We start from the raw sequence: 21,188 nt of genomic DNA on the forward strand, positions 1-21,188 counted from the left end.
ATGAAAGCGTCACTCCAGCTCAAACTGGGTCAACAGTTAACCATGACGCCACAACTTCAACAGGCCATTCGTCTGTTGCAATTGTCGTCATTGGAACTGCAGCAAGAGATCCAGCAAGCCTTAGACTCTAATCCTCTTCTCGAGCTGGAAGAGGAGCAATTCGACGCGCCTACCGAACGTAAGCAAGATATCGCCGATACTGACTTTAGCGAAACAACGGCTCAGCCACAGGAACAAGACAATTCCACCGTGGACATTGCCGAGTCGCTGACCAAAGAATCCCTGCCCGAAGAACTCCCCATGGACACCACTTGGGATGAAGTCTTTACCGCATCGCCAAACTCAGGTTCAGGCGCCAGCCGTGAAGATGACATGCCCTTCCAAGGGGAAACCAGTGAAGGCCTGTACGAACATTTAGAATGGCAAAAAAACCTCACGCCCTTCTCTGAAACCGATTTAGCCATCGCCACCGCGATTATTGATGCCATCGACGATCAGGGTTATCTCACTCAAAGTACTGAAGATATCCTCGAGGCCATGGGCAATCCTGAGATCGAACTGGATGAAGTCGAAGCCGTACTCAAGCGCATTCAACACTTCGATCCCGTCGGTGTCGCCGCAAGGGATTTAAGCGAATGTCTGCTTATCCAACTCTCCCATTTTTCGCCAGATACCCCACACCTCGAAAACGCCCGTATGTTGATCAAAGATCATTTAGATCTGATCGCTGCCCGCGACTTTAGGTTGTTGATGCGTAAAACCAAGCTTAAGGAAGATGATCTGCGCGAGAGCATTGCCCTCATCCAAACCTTAAACCCTCGCCCCGGTTTGCTCATCACCCCTGTCGATGAAGAATATGTCATCCCCGATGTGTCGGTGTCGAAGAAAAATGGTCGCTGGGTGGTCGAGTTAAATCCAGACTGCATGCCAAAAATCAATGTTAATCAGCAATATGCAGCCATGGCGCGCAGCACCAAAAGCCAAGCCGATAGCCAATTTATCCGCGGGCATCTGCAAGAAGCCAAGTGGTTTATTAAAAGCCTTGAAAGCCGTAACGAAACACTGCTCAAGGTGGCAAACTGCATAGTGCAATATCAACAGGGTTTCTTCGAATACGGTGAAGAAGCCATGAAACCTATGGTCCTAAACGATATCGCCGAGGCGGTAGAGATGCATGAGTCCACCATTTCACGGGTGACCACACAAAAATACATGCATACCCCAAAGGGACTTTTTGAACTAAAATATTTCTTCTCAAGCCACGTCGGGACTGATGATGGCGGTGAGTGCTCATCCACGGCAATCAGAGCCTTCATTAAGAAACTGGTTGCAGCGGAAAACCAGAAAAAGCCATTAAGCGACAGCAAGATGGCACAACTTCTGGCAGAACAGGGAATTAACGTTGCGCGCAGAACCATTGCGAAGTACCGAGAAGCGATGCTTATTCCCCCTTCCAACCAGCGTAAAAGTTTATAGCCTACAGTGGAAATCGGAGGACGTTTATATGCAAATAAACCTGAGTGGACACCATATCGAGATTACCGAATCGTTACGGGCATATGTTGAAGAAAAGTTTTCAAAACTTGAACGTCATTTCGAACAGATCAATAATGTGCACGTTGTGCTCAATGTTGAGAAAATGCAACAAATTGCCGAAGCGAGAATCAACCTCACCGGTGGTGAAGTCTTCGCGACTTCAGAGCATGCAGATATGTATGCTGCCATAGACGTCCTGATTGACAAGCTTGATCGTCAGGTTATTAAACACAAAGAGAAGTTAACAAAACACTAGCAATGGAACTTCGTACCATACTGCGGCCGGAGTGCACAACCTGCGCCACTCCGGGCAGTAAGAAAAAGGTACTGGAACTCATCAGCGACTTAGCCGCTGCCCAGTACCCCACCCTCTCATCTCAAGAGATCTTCGAAAGCCTTGTGGCGCGCGAAAAGATGGGGAGCACAGGTATAGGTAACGGCATCGCCATTCCACATGGTCGATTAACCGATATAACACAACCCATAGCCATATTGGTGAAATGTGAGGAGCCGATAGCCTTTGATGCTATCGATAAACAACCTGTCGACATTTTATTTGCGCTGCTGGTGCCTGCTGACCAATGTCAACAGCACTTAAGCACTTTGTCCTGCATGGCTGAAAAGCTCAGCGACAAACAAATATTGAAGCAATTGCGCAAGACGCATGATGAAACGGAACTCTATCAGGTAATCACTGGATGAAACTGGTCATAGTGTCAGGGCGCTCAGGCTCAGGCAAATCGGTCGCACTAAGAGTGCTGGAAGATCTCGGCTACTATTGTGTCGATAATCTTCCGTTGCCGCTGATTGGCAGCTTACTCGAACAGCTCAAGGGCAGTAACGATCTCGTCGCCATCAGCGTCGACGTGCGTAACCTGCCAGAGCAAGACAAGGTACTCGTCAAACAGCTCGCCAGCCTGCCAGAGGGCACTGAACTTACCAGCTTCTTCTTAAACTCCAGCGATAAAGTACTGTTAAAGCGCTACAGCGAGACTCGGCGCTTACATCCCTTATCTAAGAGCCGAGTCTCACTGCAAGAGGCCATCAAGCTTGAAGGCAAATTGCTCGAGCCCCTGTCACAGCAAATGGATCACTACATAGATACTTCGAATCTGAATATCTATGAACTCAGCGACCAAGTACGGCAAATCCTGCTTGGCAGTGTCGATAAGGAGCTGGTGATCAACTTCGAGTCCTTCGGTTTTAAGCATGGTATGCCAACCGAAGCCGACTTTATGTTTGATGTGCGCTTTTTACCCAATCCCCATTGGGAACCTGAGCTGCGACCACTCACTGGCTTAGATGAACCTGTGGCGGAGTTTTTAAATCGCCAACCTCTGGTGAACAAGTTCATCTGGCAAATCGAGAACTTGCTCGAGACTTGGTTACCCCATTTAGAGCGTAATAACCGTAGCTATTTGACCATTGCCATCGGCTGTACTGGCGGTCAACACAGATCGGTTTACGTGGCCGAACAACTGGCTAAACGCTTTAGTAATGGCAAACACAAAGTGAATGCCCGCCATCGAGAGTTAAGCCATGCCAAAGCTTGAGCGCCAAGTCACTATCTGTAATAAACTCGGCTTGCATGCCCGCGCCGCCACAAAGCTCGTGGTGTTAGCCTCCGAGTTTGATGCCAGTATTACCTTGATCCAAGGTGAAAAACAGGCTTCAGCGGCCAGTGTATTGGGGCTACTCATGTTAGAAACTGGCATGGGTAAAACCATTACCCTAATTGCCGAAGGCCCGGATGCCGAGCCAGCGCTCAATGCTATTTGCGCGCTTATAGATGCTAAGTTCGACGAAGCCTGCTAATTGCATCGACATCTCATATCGATTGCTCCAGCCGTTATTCAGTACCCTGTTTAGTTTTGATTTCAGCAAGTTATACCAGTAAAACACATTTGTGACTCGACGCCCTCCCGTGCGCTCAATTACAATAGACTGCTGCGCTTTGGCTTAGGTTCTCAATAGCTGAACGCCCACCCATCCACCGTCGTCACCTTGGAGGAAACATGCCCGTAGAAGCCTCAGACAGCTTGCAAGTCGAACAACGTCTCGACCAACTGAGCCATGCCCTCAACAGCGGTATGTTTGTGCATGTCAGGCAAATGCTGCAAAACATGGCGGCGTCGGATATCGCATTGATTTTAGAATCATCACCACCGAAGGCGCGGCAAGTGCTATGGCAACTGGTCGATCAAGATCAGCTAGGGGATATTCTCGATGAGCTCAGTGAAGAGTTAAAAGATCCGCTGATCCGCGCCATGAGTCCTGAACGGGTCGCCAAGGCGACCGCCAGTATGGATACGGACGATCTCGCTTATATCCTGCGAAGCTTGCCGGATACCGTCTATAAGCAAGTATTGCAGTCAATGAGTCTGCAAAACCGCCAGCGGGTCGAGCAAGCGCTCTCCTATCCCGATGAAACTGCGGGCAGCTTAATGAACACAGATACTGTGACCTTAAGGCCCGATGTGAATATCGATGTGGTACTGCGTTATTTGCGCCAACGGGGCAATCTGCCCGATACCACAGACACTTTATACGTGGTGGATAAGCACGATCACGTACTCGGCGGGGTAAAACTTGCCGATCTGCTCACCTGCGATCCCAATACTCATATCAGCAGCATTATCGATACCGATATCGAGAGTATTCCCGTGGGCATGTCCGACAGCGAAGTGGCACAACTGTTCGAACGCCATGACTGGGTATCGGCGCCCGTGGTCGATAGCGAAGGTAAATTACTCGGCCGTATCACCATTGACGATGTGGTCGATGTTATCCGTGAAGATGCCGAACATTCCATGATGGGGATGGCGGGGATGGATGATGATGAAGACACCTTCGCCCCCGTGGTGAAGAGTACCTTACGCCGCTCACTCTGGCTCACAATTAACTTGTTCGCCGCGCTATTGGCGGCCTCTGTCAGCAATATGTTTGAAGGCACAATCGAACAATTCGCCACTATTGCGATCCTAATGACCATAGTGCCGAGTATGGGCGGAGTAGCAGGGAATCAAACCTTAGCCTTAGTTATCCGCGGGATTGCCTTGGGCCATATTGGCCAGAGTAACGCCCGCTGGCTAATTGGCAAAGAACTCGCCATTGGCTTTTTGAATGGCCTCATGTGGTCGATTTTGGTGTTTATCGCGGTATTAGTTTGGAAAGATGATATGGCGCTTGCCAGCCTGATTGGCGGCGCAATGCTCATCAATATGACAGTCGCAGGACTGGCTGGCGCCAGTATTCCGCTGATCTTAAAGCGCTTAAAAGTGGATCCTGCGTTAGCGGGCGGCATGGTGCTCACCACAGTCACCGATGTGATTGGTCTGTTTGCCTTCTTAGGATTAGCGACCCTGTATTTAATGCACTAGGCCAAGCTAAAATAAACAACAAAAATGGCGCCATAGGGCGCCATTTTAATAAGTCGATTCCCACTATTTTTTGGGTGGCTGAAAGCCATAGCCCGTTAAAATCGCTTGTCCCTCAGGGGATAAAATAAACTCGGCCAGAGGCGTGGCCGCACTATTGGCATTCTTTAACATCAATAGACCATAGTCGGCGCCAACGGCTAGCTCTGGCGGTAAATCGACAATCTTGAGGCTCGGCACTTCTTTTTGTGCCAGCACCGCATTGGTGCAATAGGTTAAGAACACATCCGCCTGCTTATTTTCCATCACCCAAGCATAGGGATTACGATCTTTGGGAGGTTTAGCACTCTCTGGCCCACCCGTTAGCTGCAATGCTTTGGTTTCTAATGTGGTTTTTGCATTGGCTTTTAAGGCCTCGGCTTTCGCAAACACTGCCCAAGCATAATCCCCCGCGGGATCGGCTTTTGGCGTTGATGTCCCGACTTTAGTTTGCGGCGCGAGCAGGGTATCTAATAAATTCGCGCTGGTGAGTGGTACATCCGCTTGGGCAATGGCACAGAGTTGGTTACGGGCAAACATTTGCACCTTTTCACCCGTTCCGGCATCGACTAAGGCCTGCGGGTGTTTCATATTCGCCGAGGCGAAAATATCGACCCGCTCCCCCTCTTGGATCCGCTTCAGTAATAAACCCGAAGGGGCATACTGCGCCGCCACCTTAGCGTCGGATTTTGCTTGATAAGCGGCAATAATATCGTTCATCGCCGCCTTTAAACTGCCTGCGGCCCTTAGTTCAATAGGTGCTATCGCCTCAGTGCCCATCGGCGCTCCTTGTACCATGCCCGCCATTAATATCGACCCTAAACTAATTGCTAACACTAACCCCTGTTTTGCCATGCTGTTATCTCCGTTCGCACAGGAAAATATCCTAGTGCATACAAGACGGCAAAATCTTTACAGGATCAAGCACTACCGCAGCCTGATGAATTCAAATCGGGACAATTGTGGCCAAGATCACTTAAGTCTTTTAGTTGAATGGACAAATTGTCCCGATGGCAGAAAGTAAAAAGTCGCCCGTAGGCGACTCTTATTTCATTGAAAATTATTGCCCCGTTGGGGTTAACACAATTTCCACTCGGCGGTTTTGCGCACGACCTGCGGCATTCGCGTTTGATGCGATAGGACTTGCCTCACCCATGCCCTTAGATTTTACCCGAGCAGAAGCCACACCTTTGCTCATCAGATAGTTGCCCACTTCGCTGGCACGTACCTGTGATAAACGTAGGTTGTATGAATCTGAGCCGCTGCTGTCGGTATAACCTAATACGTTAAGTTGGGTCTTGCTGTATTCCTTAGCTACCAACGCCACGGAGTTAAGTACGCGCTTAGCGCCATCGCTCAGCTCAGTTTGGTCGACACCAAAGGTCACTTCGTTTGGCATGTTGAGAATAATGTTGTCACCGTCGCGGGTCACACTCACGCCTGTAGAGGCTAGTTGTTGACGCAATTTGGTTTCTTGCACATCCATGTAATAACCAATCCCACCACCAACGGCGGCGCCAGAGGCTGCACCAATTAAGGCACCTTTACCGCGGTCGCTCTTGCTCGACGACGCTACCCCAACGGCCGCGCCAGCAACGGCACCAATTAAGGCGCCCGTGGTGGCTTTCGCCGTTTGTTGTTCATTGGTATAGGGATTAACTGTACTACAGCCAGACGCAATCAAGGCGCCGGTCACCACGACAATAGCAAGCTTAGACACTGGCAGTGATTTAATCAGAGAAGGCTTCATCATTTATGACCTCAAAACATGATTGATGATGGTATTTGCCCGCCAAACGGCAAAGGGCATGGCAGGTCGCCAGAAGACACCATAAAAAAACGCAGTATATAAGCATTCACTTTTGAGACAATCTTTAATCGCTTTATCGCTCATTTTATGACCTTTCCAATCGAAAGTAACACTAAATAAAAACATCTTAAGATCATTTGAGAAACATTTAGAGTAAAAGCACTGAAATAGTGCAAGCTGCACCGTTTCTGACATAGCTTAAATAAATCACCGTTTGAAACTAATAAATAAGTATATGATTTTAAATTAAAATAAAAGTTTTAAAAAATTGGCACGGATCTTACATACTAATAAATAGGTAGAAGAGCAGAGGCGCTCAAAGCAACTCACTCGATACCTTGAGTAAGTTGTTTGACATCGATGGACGTTAATCTAAGTACCCGTTGTGAGGCATGTTAATCGAAGCACAATCCCTAAGCGGATTGAGGAGGAAGAGATGAAACATCTGATGAAACTTATTAGTCATTGTCGCCACGAATGGTTGTCCCTGCGCCACCTAGGACATAGCCAGTGGGATATAGAGCAGCGCCACTAATCACCAAGGAAAACACTGAAACAACCAGCGAAAGCACATACAGAGATTATAGAGTTAGAGGGATAACCCATGGGAATCGCCAATCATAGTATTAAACATGACGTTATTTTTGAAGTGAAAGCCAAAGGCAGATTACTCTCTGATGTCGCACGACAGTACGGTATTTCGGCTAAAGCGGTTTACCAATGGGTAAGGGAAAGTGAACAGCAGCCGCAGCAAAGGGAATGCGCCTTAATGACTGAAATTGCGCAGTTGCAGAAACGCATTAAGCAGCTAAACAGTGAATTACGCACTATAGGTTGAGGTGACCTCGCCAGTGCCCTTATAGACAAGGCCGGACCCCATTGCATATTGCCCTGTAGGTCTAACGTGATATGAAAGTTGTGCTAAAAACAATAATAACAGCGCCCTTTTACGTCCGGCCTTGTCATCCAATCAATTGAATTAGCAATAAATAACAGTTTAGACAGAGTCGGATGGGTATCTATTATCGCTCCCCAACGACCTAAGATATAAATCGTACAAATAACAATAATAACTGTGCTGTTTACTGTCCGGCTCTGTCAACTTAATGCTCAAAGTGTATGCAATAGGAAAGAGGAAAGGTTTTGACAAGGCTTTAGAGGGAGTTATCTCCCCCAAAGATCAAATATGTGAATTGTGCTCCCCCAAGTCACGAACATATTACCCTCTTGGGTCTTGTCCTTTTATTCACGGATCAATGACGATCCAGCGCTAAACTAAGATAGCGCGCCACGGATGGCTGTGTTGCTTGCAACACCTAAGGTTTCGGCAAGGCTCGAGGGAGTTATCTCCCCCAAAGATAAAATATGGCGATTGTACTCTCCGACCAATTCAACATATTTTCTCCCTTTGGTCTTGTCCTTTTATTGAGTGGTTCAATGGAAAGGAAGGGGCTGAGTGCCCACGCCAAGGATGGCAATGCCACTGGCCTTACAGGCTGCATCTAAATGATTTATAAAATAAAAAAGACGCTCATAGGGCGTCTTTTTTATTTGAGAACATTTCACTAATAATCTTCATTAGCTTCTTGAAGTCGCAGCTTACGTTCCTGTGCCTCATCGTAGGCGGCTTGGATCTCATCTAATACTGAATTTACATCGGCATCGACTAAGACTTCGGTGAACTCGCCAGTTAATTGGGTATCCGGCTTTAATTGACCTGCTTCAAATAATGCCCACATTTCTTTGGCATATTGCGTCTTAAGTAATTCAGGGGCGTACTGACCATAATATTGCGTCATGTTATTAACATCACGCTCAAGCATCCATTTCGCATGGTTGTTCGCCGCCGCATCGACGGCCTGAGGTAAATCGATAATCACAGGACCATCGGCATCGACTAGGACGTTAAATTCGGATAAATCGCCATGGACTAAACCTGCGCAAAGCATACGTTTGACATAAGTCATCACCAGAGCGTGATCGCGCATTGCCTGCTCAGCGCTGAGGCTCACATCGTTGAGACGGGGCGCGACATGACCTTCGCTGTCGGTCACTAATTCCATTAATAAAACGCCATCGAAACAACCAAATGGCGTAGGCACTCTCACTCCCGCATTGGCTAAACGGAACAGCGCATCCACTTCAGAATTTTGCCAGGCTTCTTCCATTTGTTCACGGCCAAATTTAGACCCTTTTTCCATCGCCCGAGCACGGCGACTATTACGGACCTTACGTCCCTCTTGGTAAACCACCGCCTGCTTAAAACTGCGTTTATCCGCTTCCTTATATACCTTAGCGCAGCGAATATCCTCACCACAGCGTACCACGTACACTGTAGCCTCTTTACCGCTCATCAACTGGCTAATGACTTCGTCAACCAGTCCTTCATCAACCAGAGGTTGGATTCGTTTAGGAGTTTTCATACCGACCTTATACCTTAGTTAGGCGTAAGATGGAATGTGCCGGACAAATCTTCATATAAAAGCAACCTTTTAAAGATGATAGATAAAAAGATTCAGTTAAAAATACCTCGCTTCAGTAAAAACTAAAGCACCTAGCCTAGGAACACAATAGCAAAACGCAGTAGATTTAAAGTCAGTAAACTTGCTGAAAATCTTCTCTTATTGCCCACCCTAGGCCTTAAGAATCACCTCGATTGATTTATATCACAAGATACTGAAGTTAATAGTGATTCATACAAAGAATGCAATCACACTGCCAACGGTTGCCGCGGCTTTCAGCAGTTACCCGGCTTTATAGTAGCCTTGGGTGTCCTCTTGAGGTGGTGTTTCGGGATCACAAAGATGTTCATAGGTCTTAGGTTCGGCCTGACCAAGCGCGCCATGGGTGAAAGATTGAGGGCGCCGACCTTAGTTGAAGCATTAGTACCACTTGATTCTTGCGGTTCAGTGTCACTTTTAAGTTCTGCCTTCACCTCTTGAGAATACGTAGAAGTCGTCGCAGTGTGCTATGTGATGGAGGCAGCGGCGCCAACATAAGGATTTCCAATACAAGATATTGAAAATAAAAATAACATTAACTCAATACCTTAACATTATTGCATCGAGCAAGTTGTGACTGAGATAGGAAAAGCCCCCAGAGCTTTGTGCAAGCTAACCGTATAATGGGCGAAATATAGCGCTGGCACAGCCCTCACCTAAGCTTTATGCTGATGCCATTTTGTGACTATCCGATCCTAGAATGCGTTATCTTAACCTTGCTTTAGCTCTTACCGCCCTCTCCCTCACCCAATGCACTAGTCTCTCACTCGAAGAATGTCGGGATAATAACTGGTATGCGACAGGCTTAGCAGATGGCAACCGAGGTAGCAGCGCGAGTCAGCTCAACCAATATCAGCAGGATTGCCATGAGTTTAATCTCAAGGTGGATACCGCACAGTGGCAACAGGGATACCAGCAGGGGCTTATCAGCTATTGTTTGCCCGAAAATGGCTACCGCGTAGGCTTAGCTGGGGAAAATTACTCTGGCGTTTGTAGCAATAATCAGTTTGTTGAGCGTTATAACCAAGGACACGAGCAATATCTGGTGAATAAACGTCTGGCTGAAATTGCCGACCGTTTAAATGCTATCGATATCCAGCTCAGTAGCATCAACAGTAAGCTAAACAACCTCACCGATAAAGCCGAGCTGCAGAAGCAGAAGAACGTCCTATTGAACGAGAAAAACCATCTCCTCGACGAAAGACTGCGTCTTCGCCGAGGAGATATCCGCTTTGAATTTCGCTTCTAAGCGTTCGTGTAAGAATGGCTTGAAGGATAAGCCATCACTTAGAGATGGCTTCTTTGGTACTGATAATACTGATTTGGTTGGCGACTTTAATCTTGTTAACCTTGGGCACACGCAGGAAGAAGCCATAATAGAGCAAGCTGGCTGATGTCCAGGCAATAGCTAAACTCCAGAGATCATGGCTCAAGAAATGGGCACCGCGAAGCTCCTGCGCAAACCCAAACACCGCGCCTAATACAATCCCAAAGAGTAACCCAGTCTTCGCATATTGGGGGCGGTATTCCTTCAACACATAATAGCTTGCTACCCAAGCAAAACCGCCGCTCGAATGTCCACCTGGGAAGCATTGACCAAATTCGGCGCCCTCTGGCAAGCGAGCAAATAGGGATGAGTGCATCATGCGACCGCCAAACTCAAGCACATCCCAGGGGCAGGTCATATGGGTAAGACTCTTGCCTAGGCGCACTAAGGCCACGCTGGCCAGCACACTACTGAATAAATAGATAAAACCTTTACGGTAAGGGCGCAGTTTGTCGACCCGAAAACTTAAGCCAATGCAGCTTACAACCAAGACAACGAACACAATAACCAAATTACGCCCAGTGACATGCAATAGACCTTCGGTCAACCAATGGCCACGCAAAGGCCAAGAATCGACTCCACCCTGCCAGTGGAATAATAAGCTGGCAAAGCGCATATCGGTATGGGTCAATTCAAGCCAAAAAATAATCACAGCAAACACGAGCCAAGGAGCAAGCAAATATCCCTTTGCGAAACTGAGAAATGTCGTCCTAACCTTGCTTTTCATATTCTGATGCACTTAATTATCCACTCGCCGAAATCCACTGCACCAGACTAAGGACGAATTCTTATCAAAAGCTTAAGAAACTCAAAGTACATAAAGTCGACATAAAACTTACAAATCAAAGCAAACTAAATTGGGGGGGTAAACTCGAAAACGAAGAAAAAGACTATAGTGTATAAATAACAAAGTGCTTTTTGGATGAGCCTCAAATGCCCTACAAGTTTGCCCTCCAACAATCTCAAAAAGAACGCTTATTCGCGGATATCGCTATTGATACAGGCAAGATTACCGTACCGCCTGAGATGCTAGAGAATTGGCAACAAACCTTAGATCTGCTCTCCGAGATAGTAGATACACCGGCCGCCCTTATCATGCGTGTTCATCCTACCGAGATTGAAGTGTTCGCCTCGAGCCATAGTCAAGGCAATCCCTACAAACCCCACGATAAAGAACATTTAGGTCATGGGCTTTACTGCGAAACCGTGATGAAAGAGTGCCAGGAGCTCCACATTCCTAACGCCTTGAAGGATGCGAATTGGGATAAAAATCCCGATATAAAACTGGGAATGATTGCCTATTGTGGCCTGCCCTTACATTGGCCCGATAACAGCACCTTCGGCACCATTTGCATGCTAGATAGTAAGGAGCGGAACTACAGCCAGCAGTTCCGTAGTTTGCTGGCGCGATTTCAAAATGCTATCGAAACCAATCTTATCACTCTGTTCCAACAAGCTAAATTGCAGCTCCATAACCAGCAGCTCGAACAAAAAGTACAGCAACGAACCCACGAACTTGCGGAACTCAGCGCCAAGTTAATCCGCGAAATAGAAACCCGTACTACGACCGAAAGCACGCTTGAGTATCACAAGAGCTACGATCCCCTGACAGGGCTTCCCAACAGACTCAATCTCATCAATACCCTAGCGAATATGCTGGAAGAGATTAATCGTAAAGAAAAAATCTCAGTGTTTTACCTAGGGCTGCGTAATTTCAAATCCATTAACGATAGTTACGGTTACCTCATCGGCGATAAGATACTGACCATCTTGAGCCAACGCCTACAACATTGCACAGACGGCCACACCTTTATTGCCCGTATCGCAGGAGCTGAGTTTGTACTGGTGCAGGCCCATAAGCCCTCGCAGCATGAGACCAACAAGCTGCTTAACCAAATCATCAACTGCTGTAATTCGCCCTTTGGTATCGCCGACTTTGTGATCACTATTCCCTCTTCAATCGGCATAGCGCAGGCGCCGAGCGATGGTATCGATGCCGCGACCTTATTGCAAAAAGCTGGTGCTGCCATGACCATCAGCAAGGCCGAAGGCACGCCCTATAGTTTTTTCAATCAAGACACTCAAACTGCGCTGAGCCAACGCTATCAACTCGAGTCTCACTTAGTCGATGCTCTGCAAAAAAACGAACTGAGCCTTCAATATCAACCATTTATCGAGTTGAAAACTCAAAAAGTGATTGGCGCAGAAGCCTTGCTGCGTTGGCATAATCCTGTGTTGGGTCAGGTTTCTCCAGACCGATTTATTGCCTTGGCCGAACGTAATGGCCAAATTATGGAGATAGGTAACTTCGTACTCCACAGTGCCATCAAACAGGCCGCAGACTGGTGCCGAATACTGCAGCGGGACTTTAAAATCGCCATCAATATCTCCCCCGTGCAAATGCGTAACCCCCGCTTTGCCGAACATATTGCTGAGCTACTAACCCTTTATCAATTACCTGCCACTGCGCTAGAGCTGGAGATCACCGAAGGTATGCTATTGCAGGACGAACACTTAGCCCATAACGCTATTCAGCAATTGCAAGAACTGGGGATCCGCATCTCCCTCGATGACTTTGGCACCGGCTACTCTTCCCTAAGCTATCTACAAAAGTATTCCTTCGATACCTTAAAAATTGACCGCTGCTTTATCAGTAAACTCGAAAATAGCGAACAGGACCGGGAGTTGACTAAGGCAATTATTGCGATTGGCAAAAAACTCAAACTCAAGGTGATTGCCGAGGGAGTAGAAAACACGAATCAGGATAGTTTTATCCGAAGTGAAGAATGCGATTTAGCCCAAGGCTACCTATATGGTAAACCCGTGACACCTGCGCAGTTTGAACGTGACTTTATTCGCTCATCCAAGAACTAAAAGCATAAAACCAGAATGAGCACAGCATGAACGCGACACTTTGACGGTGCCTTAAGTAAATTAGTCAGAAACGATGTGGTATTGACCTCGGGCTTAAACAAAACCAAGCTCGATAGCCGCCAAAAATAAAGCCCCCGCAACCTAAGTTACGGGGGCTTTGCTATGAGGGGTTAGCTCATATTAAAGGATGTTTACTTATAAGTTGCTTCGCGTTTTTTCGCTTCGGCATCCCACTTAGGTAACACGTCTTTCTTGAATGCTTCTTTCTCTGCATTCATCTTGTCCATGTCCATACCCAGTGCAGCCTGTGCTTTAGCTTTAGTAGAGATATCTGGGATAGCAACAGGATCTGTTAAACCTTTTTTCGCTAACAACTGTGCTAACTTAACACGAGCATCAGCGGCTTTATTAACAGACGTACCCAACACTCGTAGTGCTTCTTCAGGCGCGTGAGCTGCAACACCGTGCGAAGCAATGGCTAAATCCCAGCGCCATTGAGCGTGGCGAATATCAGTTAAAATTGGCTTCATCTCAGCTTCAGTAGCACCTAATTCCCATGCTTTAGCGGCTTCGAAGTGCGCTTTCACTAATTGCTCTTCCGCTTTCAATTTCATTTCTTTAACTTTAGCTTTGCGCTCATTCGTAACGCCAACTAAGAACTCTTTCGTTTGGCTATGGCAAGTTGCACAAGTTTCTTCGAAACGATCGAACGGGTTACCGACTTTATGATCGGTAAACTTCTTACCGTCAGGGCTAGTCACTTTAGGCATGTGACAGTCAACACAACTGACATTATTTTTACCATGAATACCCAGTTTCCAAGTCTCATACTCGGGATGCTGTGCTTTTAACATTGGCGTCTTAGATAACGCATGAGTCCAATCTGAGAACTCGATACCGTCGTAATAAACTTCCATCTGGTCAACAGTGATGCCCATATCCCATGGGAATTTGACGAACCCTTTTTTGTCTTCTTTTTTCTCGAAATAGTATTCAACGTGGCACTGACCGCAAACCATTGATTGCTTATCTTTCTTCGAAGCTTTATCAAATGGCGTACCGATAGCATCCATTGCGCGGTCTACATAAGGACGAGAGATCCGCAGTTTTGGCGAGCCTTTTTCATGGCAATCACTACAGCCAATGGTGTTAACCACTTCGGCACCGCCTTTTGCCCACTTACCTTTGAAATAACCATCTTCGCCCTGCTCTTCAATTAAGCGAGGTACGTCAGGGCTCTTACAGCTCCAACAGGCCATAGGCAATGGACCATCTTCCGCATTTTTAGGCGCGCCAGTACGCAGGGTGTTACGCACGTCAGTCACGGCATACATGTGACCACGAGGGGCGTTGTAATCTTTTGCGAATGCATAACCAGCCCACAGGATAACCATATTAGGATCCTGTGCTAACGCATCAACGAGCTCTTCACTCTTTGCAGTGTCATGCCAGCTATTATATTGATTTTTAAATTTATCTTTATAAACTTCGTTGCGAGGCTCGGTCTTATCGCTCGCCATCGCACCCGCCGCCATGAAGCTAGCGGCTACCAATGCACTGAGTGCAAAGGACTTACCAGTCATCTTCTTCATCATCTCATCTCCGTGTTGCATTATTTTAATAAATCACGACATCTCCAAGGCCAAAGTTAGTGGCTTAACCCCACCAAAGACATACCTCTTAGGGGGTATCTAGAGCGAAGTTTGCGCTAGATCAAAATGTAATAGTGTTGTTGTTCACACTTTTATGTTTTTGTTAATGTAATACATTATTTTCTAATGTAAAAAACACGACTAAAGAGCCGTTAAATCAATGGCCATATATTAGGTAATGGACATATGAAACGAGGCAGCCTTACCTCCAAAATTCTGGGTTTAATGTTAGTACTTATTTTGCTTTCTAGCAGCCTAGCCATCTTCGCAATCATCAATTTGTCTTACAGTTTAGGCGATGCCAAAGCCATCAATGCCTCGGGTTCACTGCGGATGCAAAGTTACCGCCTGATGTTTTATGCCAACTCAGGCAGTGAAGCAGCCCAAGAGAAAATCACCGAGTTTGAAAACACCTTGCATTCCGAGGCGTTGCAACCATCCACAGGTTGGCTCAGCCCGAAAAAAATCGCCGAGCAGTACCAGCTCGTTATCGATAAATGGCTGGTCATGAAGTACTACATTGAGCAGGAAAACTCCCGCGACTATGCAGCCTCACTCAAGGACTTTGTCGATACTATTGATTTATTAGTGCTCGAAATGGAGCACCATGCCGCCTTCAAGTTGCGCCTCCTCGCCGCGAGCCAAATCTTTGGGCTAGGACTAATGCTCGCCATTGCCTTTTTAGCGGTACGCTTTACTAAGCGAAAAGTCGTGGTGCCATTGCAGCAGCTAATGGAATCAGCCAATACCATTTCAAAGGGCAATTTCGAGATAGAAATGCCCGAGACTGAATATATTGAGCTGACCGCACTGACCCATGCGCTGCAAAAAACTGCCCGCGAACTAGCGACCTTGTATGGCAACCTAGAATCCCAAGTCGCCGAAAAGACTCTCGCCCTCACTAGGGCAAACAATGAACTCGCATTTTTATACGATAACCTATTGACACTTAATGCGAAAAAGCTGGACTACAAGGCGCTCAAGGCGGCATTAAATCAATTGAAGGACTATGAGTCTATCGACCATTTAAGACTGATCATTCAGTACCCGGAGCAAGAGCTAGAAGTGGTTGAAGCCGATGGCGGCTGGCCGGAAACGGCTCCCCATTGCACCCGTTTTCCACTGCAATTTGAGCAGGCCGATTTAGGTTACTTAGAGCTCATTTCGGCGCAGGATACTAATACTCCGTTGTTTAAAAACTTCGCCATCATGCTCACCCGCTCCATCGTTATCCATAACGCCACCGAGCAGCGCCAACAGTTGGCCCTTATGGAAGAGCGTGGAGTGATTGCTAGGGAATTGCACGACTCCCTTGGCCAAGTACTGTCCTTCCTCAAAATTCAAATTAGTCTGCTACGCAAAAACTTAGACCATAGCTGTCGCAGCCCAGTGGTGGAGAACCAACTGACGGAAATCAACGAAGGGGTCAGTACAGCCTATGTACAGCTCAGGGAGTTATTATCCACCTTCAGATTAACCATCAAAGAACCGAATCTGAAGAACGCGATGGAAGCCATGCTAGAGCAGCTCAGGGCCAATACCGATATCAAGATCCACCTCGATTACAAACTTTCGCCCCAATGGCTCGAGGCGAAGCAGCATATCCACATTCTGCAGATCACCCGCGAAGCCACACTCAACGCCATCAAGCATGCCAATGCCAGTCAGATCATCATTCGCTGTTATAAAGATGACAATGGTATGGTCAATATCAGTGTGAGTGATAACGGCATAGGGATTGGTTACCTGAAAGAACGAGATCAACACTTTGGCATAGGAATAATGCACGAACGCGCCAGTAAATTAGCTGGCAAGGTTGTATTTAGTAGCAATGATACGCACACTAATAGCAAGGGAATTGCCGAACAACTAGATCAAGAACACCCGGATATTCCCTTAATGCCTAATAACAAATCCAATTTGTCTCAGGGAACCAAGGTTACATTAGTTTTCCCTTCTCAACAGGAGCCTACACATGGGTAAGCCTTATTCAGTCCTCGTGGTCGATGACCATCCCCTCCTTCGCAAAGGGATCTGCCAACTGATCGCCTCCGATCCTGACTTTAGTCTCTTCGGTGAAGTTGGCGGTGGCTTAGACGCCTTAAGCGCCGTCGCAACCGATGAGCCTGATATTGTGCTGCTCGATCTGAATATGAAGGGAATGACAGGACTCGATACCCTCAATGCCATGCGCCAGGAAGGCGTGACCTCAAGGATAGTTATCCTCACAGTTTCCGATGCAAAACAAGATGTTATTCGACTACTGCGCGCAGGCGCAGACGGTTATTTACTGAAAGATACCGAACCGGATCTGCTGCTCGATAAACTCAAAAATGCCATGCTAGGCCACAGAGTGATCAGCGATGAAGTTGAAGAATATCTGTACGAGCTTAAAAATGCCGCCGATGAACAGGAGTGGATCTCGAGCCTAACACCAAGGGAGTTACAGATCCTACAACAGCTGGCGGAAGGGTTAAGTAACCGAATGATTTCAGAGCACTTACATATCAGTGAAGGCACGGTCAAAGTGCACGTTAAAAACCTGCTGCGTAAGGCCAATGCCAAATCGAGAACCGAAATGGCGGTAAGGTATCTAAACAACTAACGCTTGAATATAATGATAAGCACCAAGCTAAAAATAACAAAGGCAATCAATAGATTGCCTTTGTTATATCGAGATGTTAAGGGTGTAGCTAGCGCCCTTTTTGCACAAATTCATACCAACTTAACAGGGCTTCTTCTAAATCTTCTAAGCCACAATAGGCTTCTGATTCAGAATCATAGAGTGACATTGACTCTTCTAGCTCATATTCCTGATCAAACCCTAGGGCATTGGCATAAATCCGCGCCTGCTCTTCATCGAGTTCTAGGGTTAAATCACCACCGATAAGGCGCCAAGAATCTCGCTTACCCGCTTGAATTTCTTTGATAATATCTAGTACTTGTTGAATTTTGGCTAACTCTGGCCCCAACTCTTCCGAAAACCATTGACCCAGCACTTCATGGTCCATACTAAAGCTGGCTAAATAAGTGCCCGTCAAACTGTTACGCCGAAATTCATATTCCATTTTATCTTCTCAATGCATTACAACTATGGCTAATTTTAATCTATTTCATCGTAACTTGCTTGGCCAGCAATTTAGGCTCGCGAAGTGAGGCAATTATCAGCACAAACGATGCCTATACTTCATTTTCACAACGAAATCAGTTAGCTTGAGTCCATGATTTAGCAAGAGATGGAATGCGATATGCACGATGGATTTATCTACAGCTTAGTGCTTAGCGGCGCGCGCGCGGGGTCAACCTTAACCCCAGAAGAGCTTGAGAACTGGAATCCCAAGGATGGACTGATCTGGATACACCTACGTTATCGCCACAAAAAAGCCCGCCACTGGGTGTTAAATAGCGGCCTGAATAAAGTCGAAAGCGATGCCCTGCTCGCCCAAGATACCCGCCCAAGGGCCGTGTTTGCCGGTGAAGGGGTATTGCTGGCCCTGCGCGGCGTAAACTTAAACCCCAATTCGGCTCCCGAAGACATGGTTGCAGTGCGTATTTACGCCGATAAACAACGGATTATCTCTACCTGTGATCGCGAGCTACTCTCGGTTAAAGATGTCGCAGAACTCATCATGGAAGGTGCCGGTCCCACCACCACAGGAGACTTTATCCTTGCGCTTTGCGAAAGGCTTACCACGCGCAAAGTGGATTTTATCGACACACTCGAAGAGCAACTTTCCGAATTAGAAGAACAAGTTGTCTCTGGCAATGTAAAAGATTTACGCACAGATATCGCCGAGTTACGCAGGCAAACCGTGGCGCTGCGCCGTTATTTAGGCCCGCAGAAAGAAGCTTACGCTAAGATGCTATCCGATCAGTTTGTCCTATTTAACGAGCCCGAAAGACTCAAGATGCGCGAAACTACGGATAAGCTTATTCGTACTATTGAAGACTTAGACGCCCTGCGTGACAGAGCCAATGTGACTCAGGAAGAATTACTCAGCCAGCAATCGGAGCAGCTAAACAAGCGCTTGTATTTCTTATCCTTAGTCTCGGCAATTTTCTTACCACTGGGGTTTTTAACCGGATTGCTAGGGGTGAATATTGGCGGCATTCCCGGTGCGGATAACACTTGGGCCTTTGCGACCTTCTGCGGCATTCTTATCTCTCTGGTCGCCCTGCAAATGGCACTCTTCTATCGCTTTAAGTGGTTGTAGACTACAATAAAAAACGCCAATCTTATGATTGGCGTTTTGTTTTACCCATTGCCGTTACTGTGGCAACTCAAACAGATTTGTCATGACTTTATAAAGCTCAGTGCCTTGATGCACGGACGCCGAGGCAAAATGGAGTATGGGCACACAATCCTGCGGCAAGCTTAGCGCCGTCAACTCCTGCTCACTGCCATATAAGTCGAGCCGCAGCAGATTGACTAAGGTCTCACCCGCCGCCAGTGGCTCTCCCACGGGCGCCACATATTCCACCAATCCTGCCATGGGGGCATGGTACTTTTTGTAATCCTTAAGATAACAGCCAAAACGTGGCATCTTTGCGGGTGCGACTCGCTCGGCGATCACCCCACGATGACTCAAGTAGGCCAAAATCCCCTGAGCATCGACTAAAGCATCCTCAAGGCAAATGCGTTCTTGGCTCGCCAGTTCCAAGGTAAAGGCCGAAACGGCAATCTTAAGTTCTCGCCCCTGTGCTTTGGCGACTTCACTCAATTGCCACCAAGGGCAAAATGCCGCTTCATCCATAGCACCGCCAAAACTATTGGGGATCACTAAGGTGTAAGGAATCGAGAAAAACTGCGCCGCCGTAAGGTCATATTCAGGGCAATACAAGTGTTTACAGGATTTAGGCCCAGTATGCAGATCGAGTACTATATCCGCCTCATGGGCCATGGTCTGCAGCTTAACCGCTAATCTGTGGCCCGTGGTCACGCCCCACTCGTTGCGCAATCGCTGCTGACACGCTTCGACTAAGGTACTGCGATAAGCTTGGATAAGTTCGCTATCACTAAGCTCGGCATGTTCACGGTACCAAGTGGGTAAATCAATCAAGTGATTTAAGTACTCGCGGTTCCAGTTTGCCCCTGTAATAGGGTCAAAACGCCCCAGCGTAAACTCACCACTCTTTTGATTTATCCCCAGCGGATTTGCCAAGGGCACTAAGGTGATTTCCCCTAAGATGTCACAGCGCTCGAGCTGCTTCATCAATTGGAAAATCACCGCATTCCCCTGCACCTCAGCGCCGTGGACATTGGCCTGAATATACACTTTAGGGCCAGAAACATGACCACTTGGCTTAAAGTGGTAAATCGGCAGGGTGAGTGCTTGCCCTGCGGCAAGCTCCCCAATGGTTAAAGACGACGCAGTCGGTTGCATATTACGCGCCTTCGAACAGGTTTTCGTGTAGGGCTTTAACCACTTGCGCCGCTTCTGATTCGGCTACCAATACGCACAAGTTATGCGGGCTAGCACCTTGGCAGATCATGCGCACATTGTGGGGCTCAAGCACTTCAAACACCCGGCGGCAAATGCCCGCTGTGGTGGCAATTCGATTACCGATAATCGCCACCAGTGCTAAACCATCTTCAACACGTACACGGCAATGCTGTGATAATTCCTGCAGCAACGCCTCACTCAACAGCCCTTGGCCGCTTGAATCAGAGCCGGTTTTATCTAGGGTAAGCGATACGTTAACTTCTGAAGTGGTGATCAAGTCCACACTGATCTTATGCCTTGCCAGTGTGGCAAAGGTTTCAGCCAAGAAGCCCTGTGCATGCAACATTTGCAGGCTGTGTAAATTGAGTAGCGTTTGATCGCGGCGCAGTGCAACCGCACGAAACACAGGCGCATCTTCAACCTGATGACGGATCCAAGTGCCGCCCTTTTCAGGCTCCTTACTCGAGCCGACAAACACTTGAATTTGTTGGCGCACCGCAGGCAGGATCGTCGCAGGGTGCAGCACTTTGGCACCAAAAGTCGCCATTTCGGCGGCTTCGTTAAAACTGATTTCGGCAATAGGATGGGCGTTTGGCGCAAGGCGAGGATCGGTCGTGTAAATCCCAGC

General features: G+C 47.4%; 20 protein-coding genes. 12 read left to right on the forward strand and 8 right to left on the reverse strand.

Going from position 1 to position 21,188, the window contains the following annotated elements:
• From ACK5NH_RS11845 to mgtE, 6 genes are all read left to right on the forward strand, one after another.
• Positions 1 to 1,476: an RNA polymerase factor sigma-54 gene (locus tag ACK5NH_RS11845; protein ID WP_220057314.1), complete on the forward strand. Its 1,476-nt coding sequence runs from the start codon at positions 1 to 3 to the stop codon at positions 1,474 to 1,476.
• Positions 1,477 to 1,504: 28 nt separating this feature from the next.
• Positions 1,505 to 1,792: a ribosome hibernation promoting factor gene (hpf, locus tag ACK5NH_RS11850; protein WP_007650503.1), complete on the forward strand. Its 288-nt coding sequence runs from the start codon at positions 1,505 to 1,507 to the stop codon at positions 1,790 to 1,792.
• Positions 1,793 to 1,794: 2 nt separating this feature from the next.
• Positions 1,795 to 2,238, forward strand: coding sequence for a PTS IIA-like nitrogen regulatory protein PtsN (ptsN, locus tag ACK5NH_RS11855; RefSeq protein ID WP_011621469.1), 444 nt, complete (start codon positions 1,795 to 1,797; stop codon positions 2,236 to 2,238).
• On the forward strand, positions 2,235 to 3,089 hold the full coding sequence (gene rapZ / locus ACK5NH_RS11860) for an RNase adapter RapZ (protein ID WP_011073702.1): 855 nt from the start codon (positions 2,235 to 2,237) through the stop codon (positions 3,087 to 3,089). Before ptsN ends, rapZ begins: the two co-directional genes overlap by 4 nt.
• Entirely contained in the window at positions 3,076 to 3,351 is a 276-nt protein-coding gene (locus tag ACK5NH_RS11865) for an HPr family phosphocarrier protein (RefSeq protein ID WP_011627201.1), read from the forward strand. The genes rapZ and ACK5NH_RS11865 overlap by 14 nt, the downstream gene beginning before the upstream one ends.
• A gap of 200 nt (positions 3,352 to 3,551) precedes the next feature.
• Positions 3,552 to 4,916: a magnesium transporter gene (gene mgtE, locus ACK5NH_RS11870; RefSeq protein ID WP_416920317.1), complete on the forward strand. Its 1,365-nt coding sequence runs from the start codon at positions 3,552 to 3,554 to the stop codon at positions 4,914 to 4,916.
• A gap of 63 nt (positions 4,917 to 4,979) precedes the next feature.
• Here the strand turns inward: mgtE and ACK5NH_RS11875 are convergent, their stop codons facing one another.
• The gene (locus ACK5NH_RS11875; protein ID WP_416920318.1) at positions 4,980 to 5,807 is read right to left on the reverse strand and encodes a molybdate ABC transporter substrate-binding protein; all 828 of its coding nucleotides are present in this window, start codon (positions 5,805 to 5,807) and stop codon (positions 4,980 to 4,982) included.
• Positions 5,808 to 6,012: 205 nt separating this feature from the next.
• A complete protein-coding gene (locus tag ACK5NH_RS11880) occupies positions 6,013 to 6,705 on the reverse strand; it encodes an OmpA family protein (protein ID WP_109287311.1) in 693 nt (230 codons plus the stop codon).
• A 661-nt stretch (positions 6,706 to 7,366) separates the two neighbouring features.
• Here ACK5NH_RS11880 and ACK5NH_RS11885 point away from each other — a divergent pair.
• Positions 7,367 to 7,600, forward strand: coding sequence for a transposase (locus ACK5NH_RS11885; protein WP_416920320.1), 234 nt, complete (start codon positions 7,367 to 7,369; stop codon positions 7,598 to 7,600).
• Positions 7,601 to 8,327: 727 nt separating this feature from the next.
• Here the strand turns inward: ACK5NH_RS11885 and ACK5NH_RS11890 are convergent.
• Entirely contained in the window at positions 8,328 to 9,185 is an 858-nt protein-coding gene (locus ACK5NH_RS11890) for a PA4780 family RIO1-like protein kinase (protein WP_416920322.1), read from the reverse strand.
• A 778-nt stretch (positions 9,186 to 9,963) separates the two neighbouring features.
• Here ACK5NH_RS11890 and ACK5NH_RS11895 point away from each other — a divergent pair.
• The gene (locus tag ACK5NH_RS11895) at positions 9,964 to 10,512 is read left to right on the forward strand and encodes a DUF2799 domain-containing protein (RefSeq protein ID WP_416920324.1); all 549 of its coding nucleotides are present in this window, start codon (positions 9,964 to 9,966) and stop codon (positions 10,510 to 10,512) included.
• A gap of 34 nt (positions 10,513 to 10,546) precedes the next feature.
• Here the strand turns inward: ACK5NH_RS11895 and ACK5NH_RS11900 are convergent, their stop codons facing one another.
• A complete protein-coding gene (locus ACK5NH_RS11900) occupies positions 10,547 to 11,317 on the reverse strand; it encodes a phosphatase PAP2 family protein (RefSeq protein WP_416920326.1) in 771 nt (256 codons plus the stop codon).
• A gap of 206 nt (positions 11,318 to 11,523) precedes the next feature.
• On the opposite strand from ACK5NH_RS11900, the gene ACK5NH_RS11905 reads away from it, so the two are divergent.
• Entirely contained in the window at positions 11,524 to 13,464 is a 1,941-nt protein-coding gene (locus ACK5NH_RS11905; RefSeq protein WP_416920328.1) for an EAL domain-containing protein, read from the forward strand.
• Between the two features lie 191 nt (positions 13,465 to 13,655).
• Here the strand turns inward: ACK5NH_RS11905 and nrfA are convergent, their stop codons facing one another.
• Positions 13,656 to 15,059: an ammonia-forming nitrite reductase cytochrome c552 subunit gene (gene nrfA, locus ACK5NH_RS11910; RefSeq protein WP_416920330.1), complete on the reverse strand. Its 1,404-nt coding sequence runs from the start codon at positions 15,057 to 15,059 to the stop codon at positions 13,656 to 13,658.
• A gap of 243 nt (positions 15,060 to 15,302) precedes the next feature.
• Between nrfA and narQ the strand changes: the two genes are divergently transcribed.
• Both narQ and ACK5NH_RS11920 read left to right on the forward strand, forming a co-directional pair.
• Positions 15,303 to 17,099 (forward strand): nitrate/nitrite two-component system sensor histidine kinase NarQ, encoded by a 1,797-nt coding sequence (narQ, locus tag ACK5NH_RS11915; protein WP_416920332.1) that lies wholly within the window; start codon positions 15,303 to 15,305, stop codon positions 17,097 to 17,099.
• Positions 17,092 to 17,721, forward strand: a complete 630-nt coding sequence (locus ACK5NH_RS11920; protein ID WP_011621455.1) for a response regulator — start codon at positions 17,092 to 17,094, stop codon at positions 17,719 to 17,721. Before narQ ends, ACK5NH_RS11920 begins: the two co-directional genes overlap by 8 nt.
• A gap of 88 nt (positions 17,722 to 17,809) precedes the next feature.
• On the opposite strand, the gene ACK5NH_RS11925 is transcribed toward ACK5NH_RS11920, so the two are convergent.
• Positions 17,810 to 18,184: a YacL family protein gene (locus tag ACK5NH_RS11925; protein ID WP_416920335.1), complete on the reverse strand. Its 375-nt coding sequence runs from the start codon at positions 18,182 to 18,184 to the stop codon at positions 17,810 to 17,812.
• A 180-nt stretch (positions 18,185 to 18,364) separates the two neighbouring features.
• Between ACK5NH_RS11925 and ACK5NH_RS11930 the strand changes: the two genes are divergently transcribed.
• Positions 18,365 to 19,330, forward strand: a complete 966-nt coding sequence (locus ACK5NH_RS11930) for a zinc transporter ZntB (RefSeq protein WP_416920337.1) — start codon at positions 18,365 to 18,367, stop codon at positions 19,328 to 19,330.
• Between the two features lie 54 nt (positions 19,331 to 19,384).
• Here the strand turns inward: ACK5NH_RS11930 and ACK5NH_RS11935 are convergent, their stop codons facing one another.
• Together ACK5NH_RS11935 and ACK5NH_RS11940 are read right to left on the reverse strand one after the other, a co-directional pair.
• Positions 19,385 to 20,500, reverse strand: a complete 1,116-nt coding sequence (locus tag ACK5NH_RS11935; RefSeq protein WP_416920339.1) for a succinylglutamate desuccinylase/aspartoacylase family protein — start codon at positions 20,498 to 20,500, stop codon at positions 19,385 to 19,387.
• A 1-nt stretch (position 20,501) separates the two neighbouring features.
• Positions 20,502 to 21,188: ACT domain-containing protein (locus tag ACK5NH_RS11940; RefSeq protein WP_416920341.1), on the reverse strand; the 687-nt coding region annotated here is incomplete at its 5' end.

Source organism: Shewanella sp., assembly GCF_047975355.1.
Lineage (GTDB): Bacteria > Pseudomonadota > Gammaproteobacteria > Enterobacterales > Shewanellaceae > Shewanella.

What these genes read in the sequence shown, in the direction of transcription:
- ACK5NH_RS11930 (WP_416920337.1), top strand. Translation starts at nt 18,365, where the DNA reads ATGCACGATGGATTTATCTACAGCTTAGTGCTTAGCGGCGCGCGCGCG.
- ACK5NH_RS11935 (WP_416920339.1), bottom strand. Translation starts at nt 20,500, where the DNA reads ATGCAACCGACTGCGTCGTCTTTAACCATTGGGGAGCTTGCCGCAGGG.
- ACK5NH_RS11880 (WP_109287311.1), bottom strand. Translation starts at nt 6,705, where the DNA reads ATGATGAAGCCTTCTCTGATTAAATCACTGCCAGTGTCTAAGCTTGCT.
- narQ (WP_416920332.1), top strand. Translation starts at nt 15,303, where the DNA reads ATGAAACGAGGCAGCCTTACCTCCAAAATTCTGGGTTTAATGTTAGTA.
- ACK5NH_RS11920 (WP_011621455.1), top strand. Translation starts at nt 17,092, where the DNA reads ATGGGTAAGCCTTATTCAGTCCTCGTGGTCGATGACCATCCCCTCCTT.
- ACK5NH_RS11895 (WP_416920324.1), top strand. Translation starts at nt 9,964, where the DNA reads ATGCGTTATCTTAACCTTGCTTTAGCTCTTACCGCCCTCTCCCTCACC.
- rapZ (WP_011073702.1), top strand. Translation starts at nt 2,235, where the DNA reads ATGAAACTGGTCATAGTGTCAGGGCGCTCAGGCTCAGGCAAATCGGTC.
- ACK5NH_RS11885 (WP_416920320.1), top strand. Translation starts at nt 7,367, where the DNA reads ATGGGAATCGCCAATCATAGTATTAAACATGACGTTATTTTTGAAGTG.
- ACK5NH_RS11900 (WP_416920326.1), bottom strand. Translation starts at nt 11,317, where the DNA reads ATGAAAAGCAAGGTTAGGACGACATTTCTCAGTTTCGCAAAGGGATAT.
- ptsN (WP_011621469.1), top strand. Translation starts at nt 1,795, where the DNA reads ATGGAACTTCGTACCATACTGCGGCCGGAGTGCACAACCTGCGCCACT.
- ACK5NH_RS11845 (WP_220057314.1), top strand. Translation starts at nt 1, where the DNA reads ATGAAAGCGTCACTCCAGCTCAAACTGGGTCAACAGTTAACCATGACG.
- nrfA (WP_416920330.1), bottom strand. Translation starts at nt 15,059, where the DNA reads ATGATGAAGAAGATGACTGGTAAGTCCTTTGCACTCAGTGCATTGGTA.
- ACK5NH_RS11905 (WP_416920328.1), top strand. Translation starts at nt 11,524, where the DNA reads ATGCCCTACAAGTTTGCCCTCCAACAATCTCAAAAAGAACGCTTATTC.
- ACK5NH_RS11865 (WP_011627201.1), top strand. Translation starts at nt 3,076, where the DNA reads ATGCCAAAGCTTGAGCGCCAAGTCACTATCTGTAATAAACTCGGCTTG.
- ACK5NH_RS11875 (WP_416920318.1), bottom strand. Translation starts at nt 5,807, where the DNA reads ATGGCAAAACAGGGGTTAGTGTTAGCAATTAGTTTAGGGTCGATATTA.
- mgtE (WP_416920317.1), top strand. Translation starts at nt 3,552, where the DNA reads ATGCCCGTAGAAGCCTCAGACAGCTTGCAAGTCGAACAACGTCTCGAC.
- ACK5NH_RS11925 (WP_416920335.1), bottom strand. Translation starts at nt 18,184, where the DNA reads ATGGAATATGAATTTCGGCGTAACAGTTTGACGGGCACTTATTTAGCC.
- ACK5NH_RS11890 (WP_416920322.1), bottom strand. Translation starts at nt 9,185, where the DNA reads ATGAAAACTCCTAAACGAATCCAACCTCTGGTTGATGAAGGACTGGTT.
- hpf (WP_007650503.1), top strand. Translation starts at nt 1,505, where the DNA reads ATGCAAATAAACCTGAGTGGACACCATATCGAGATTACCGAATCGTTA.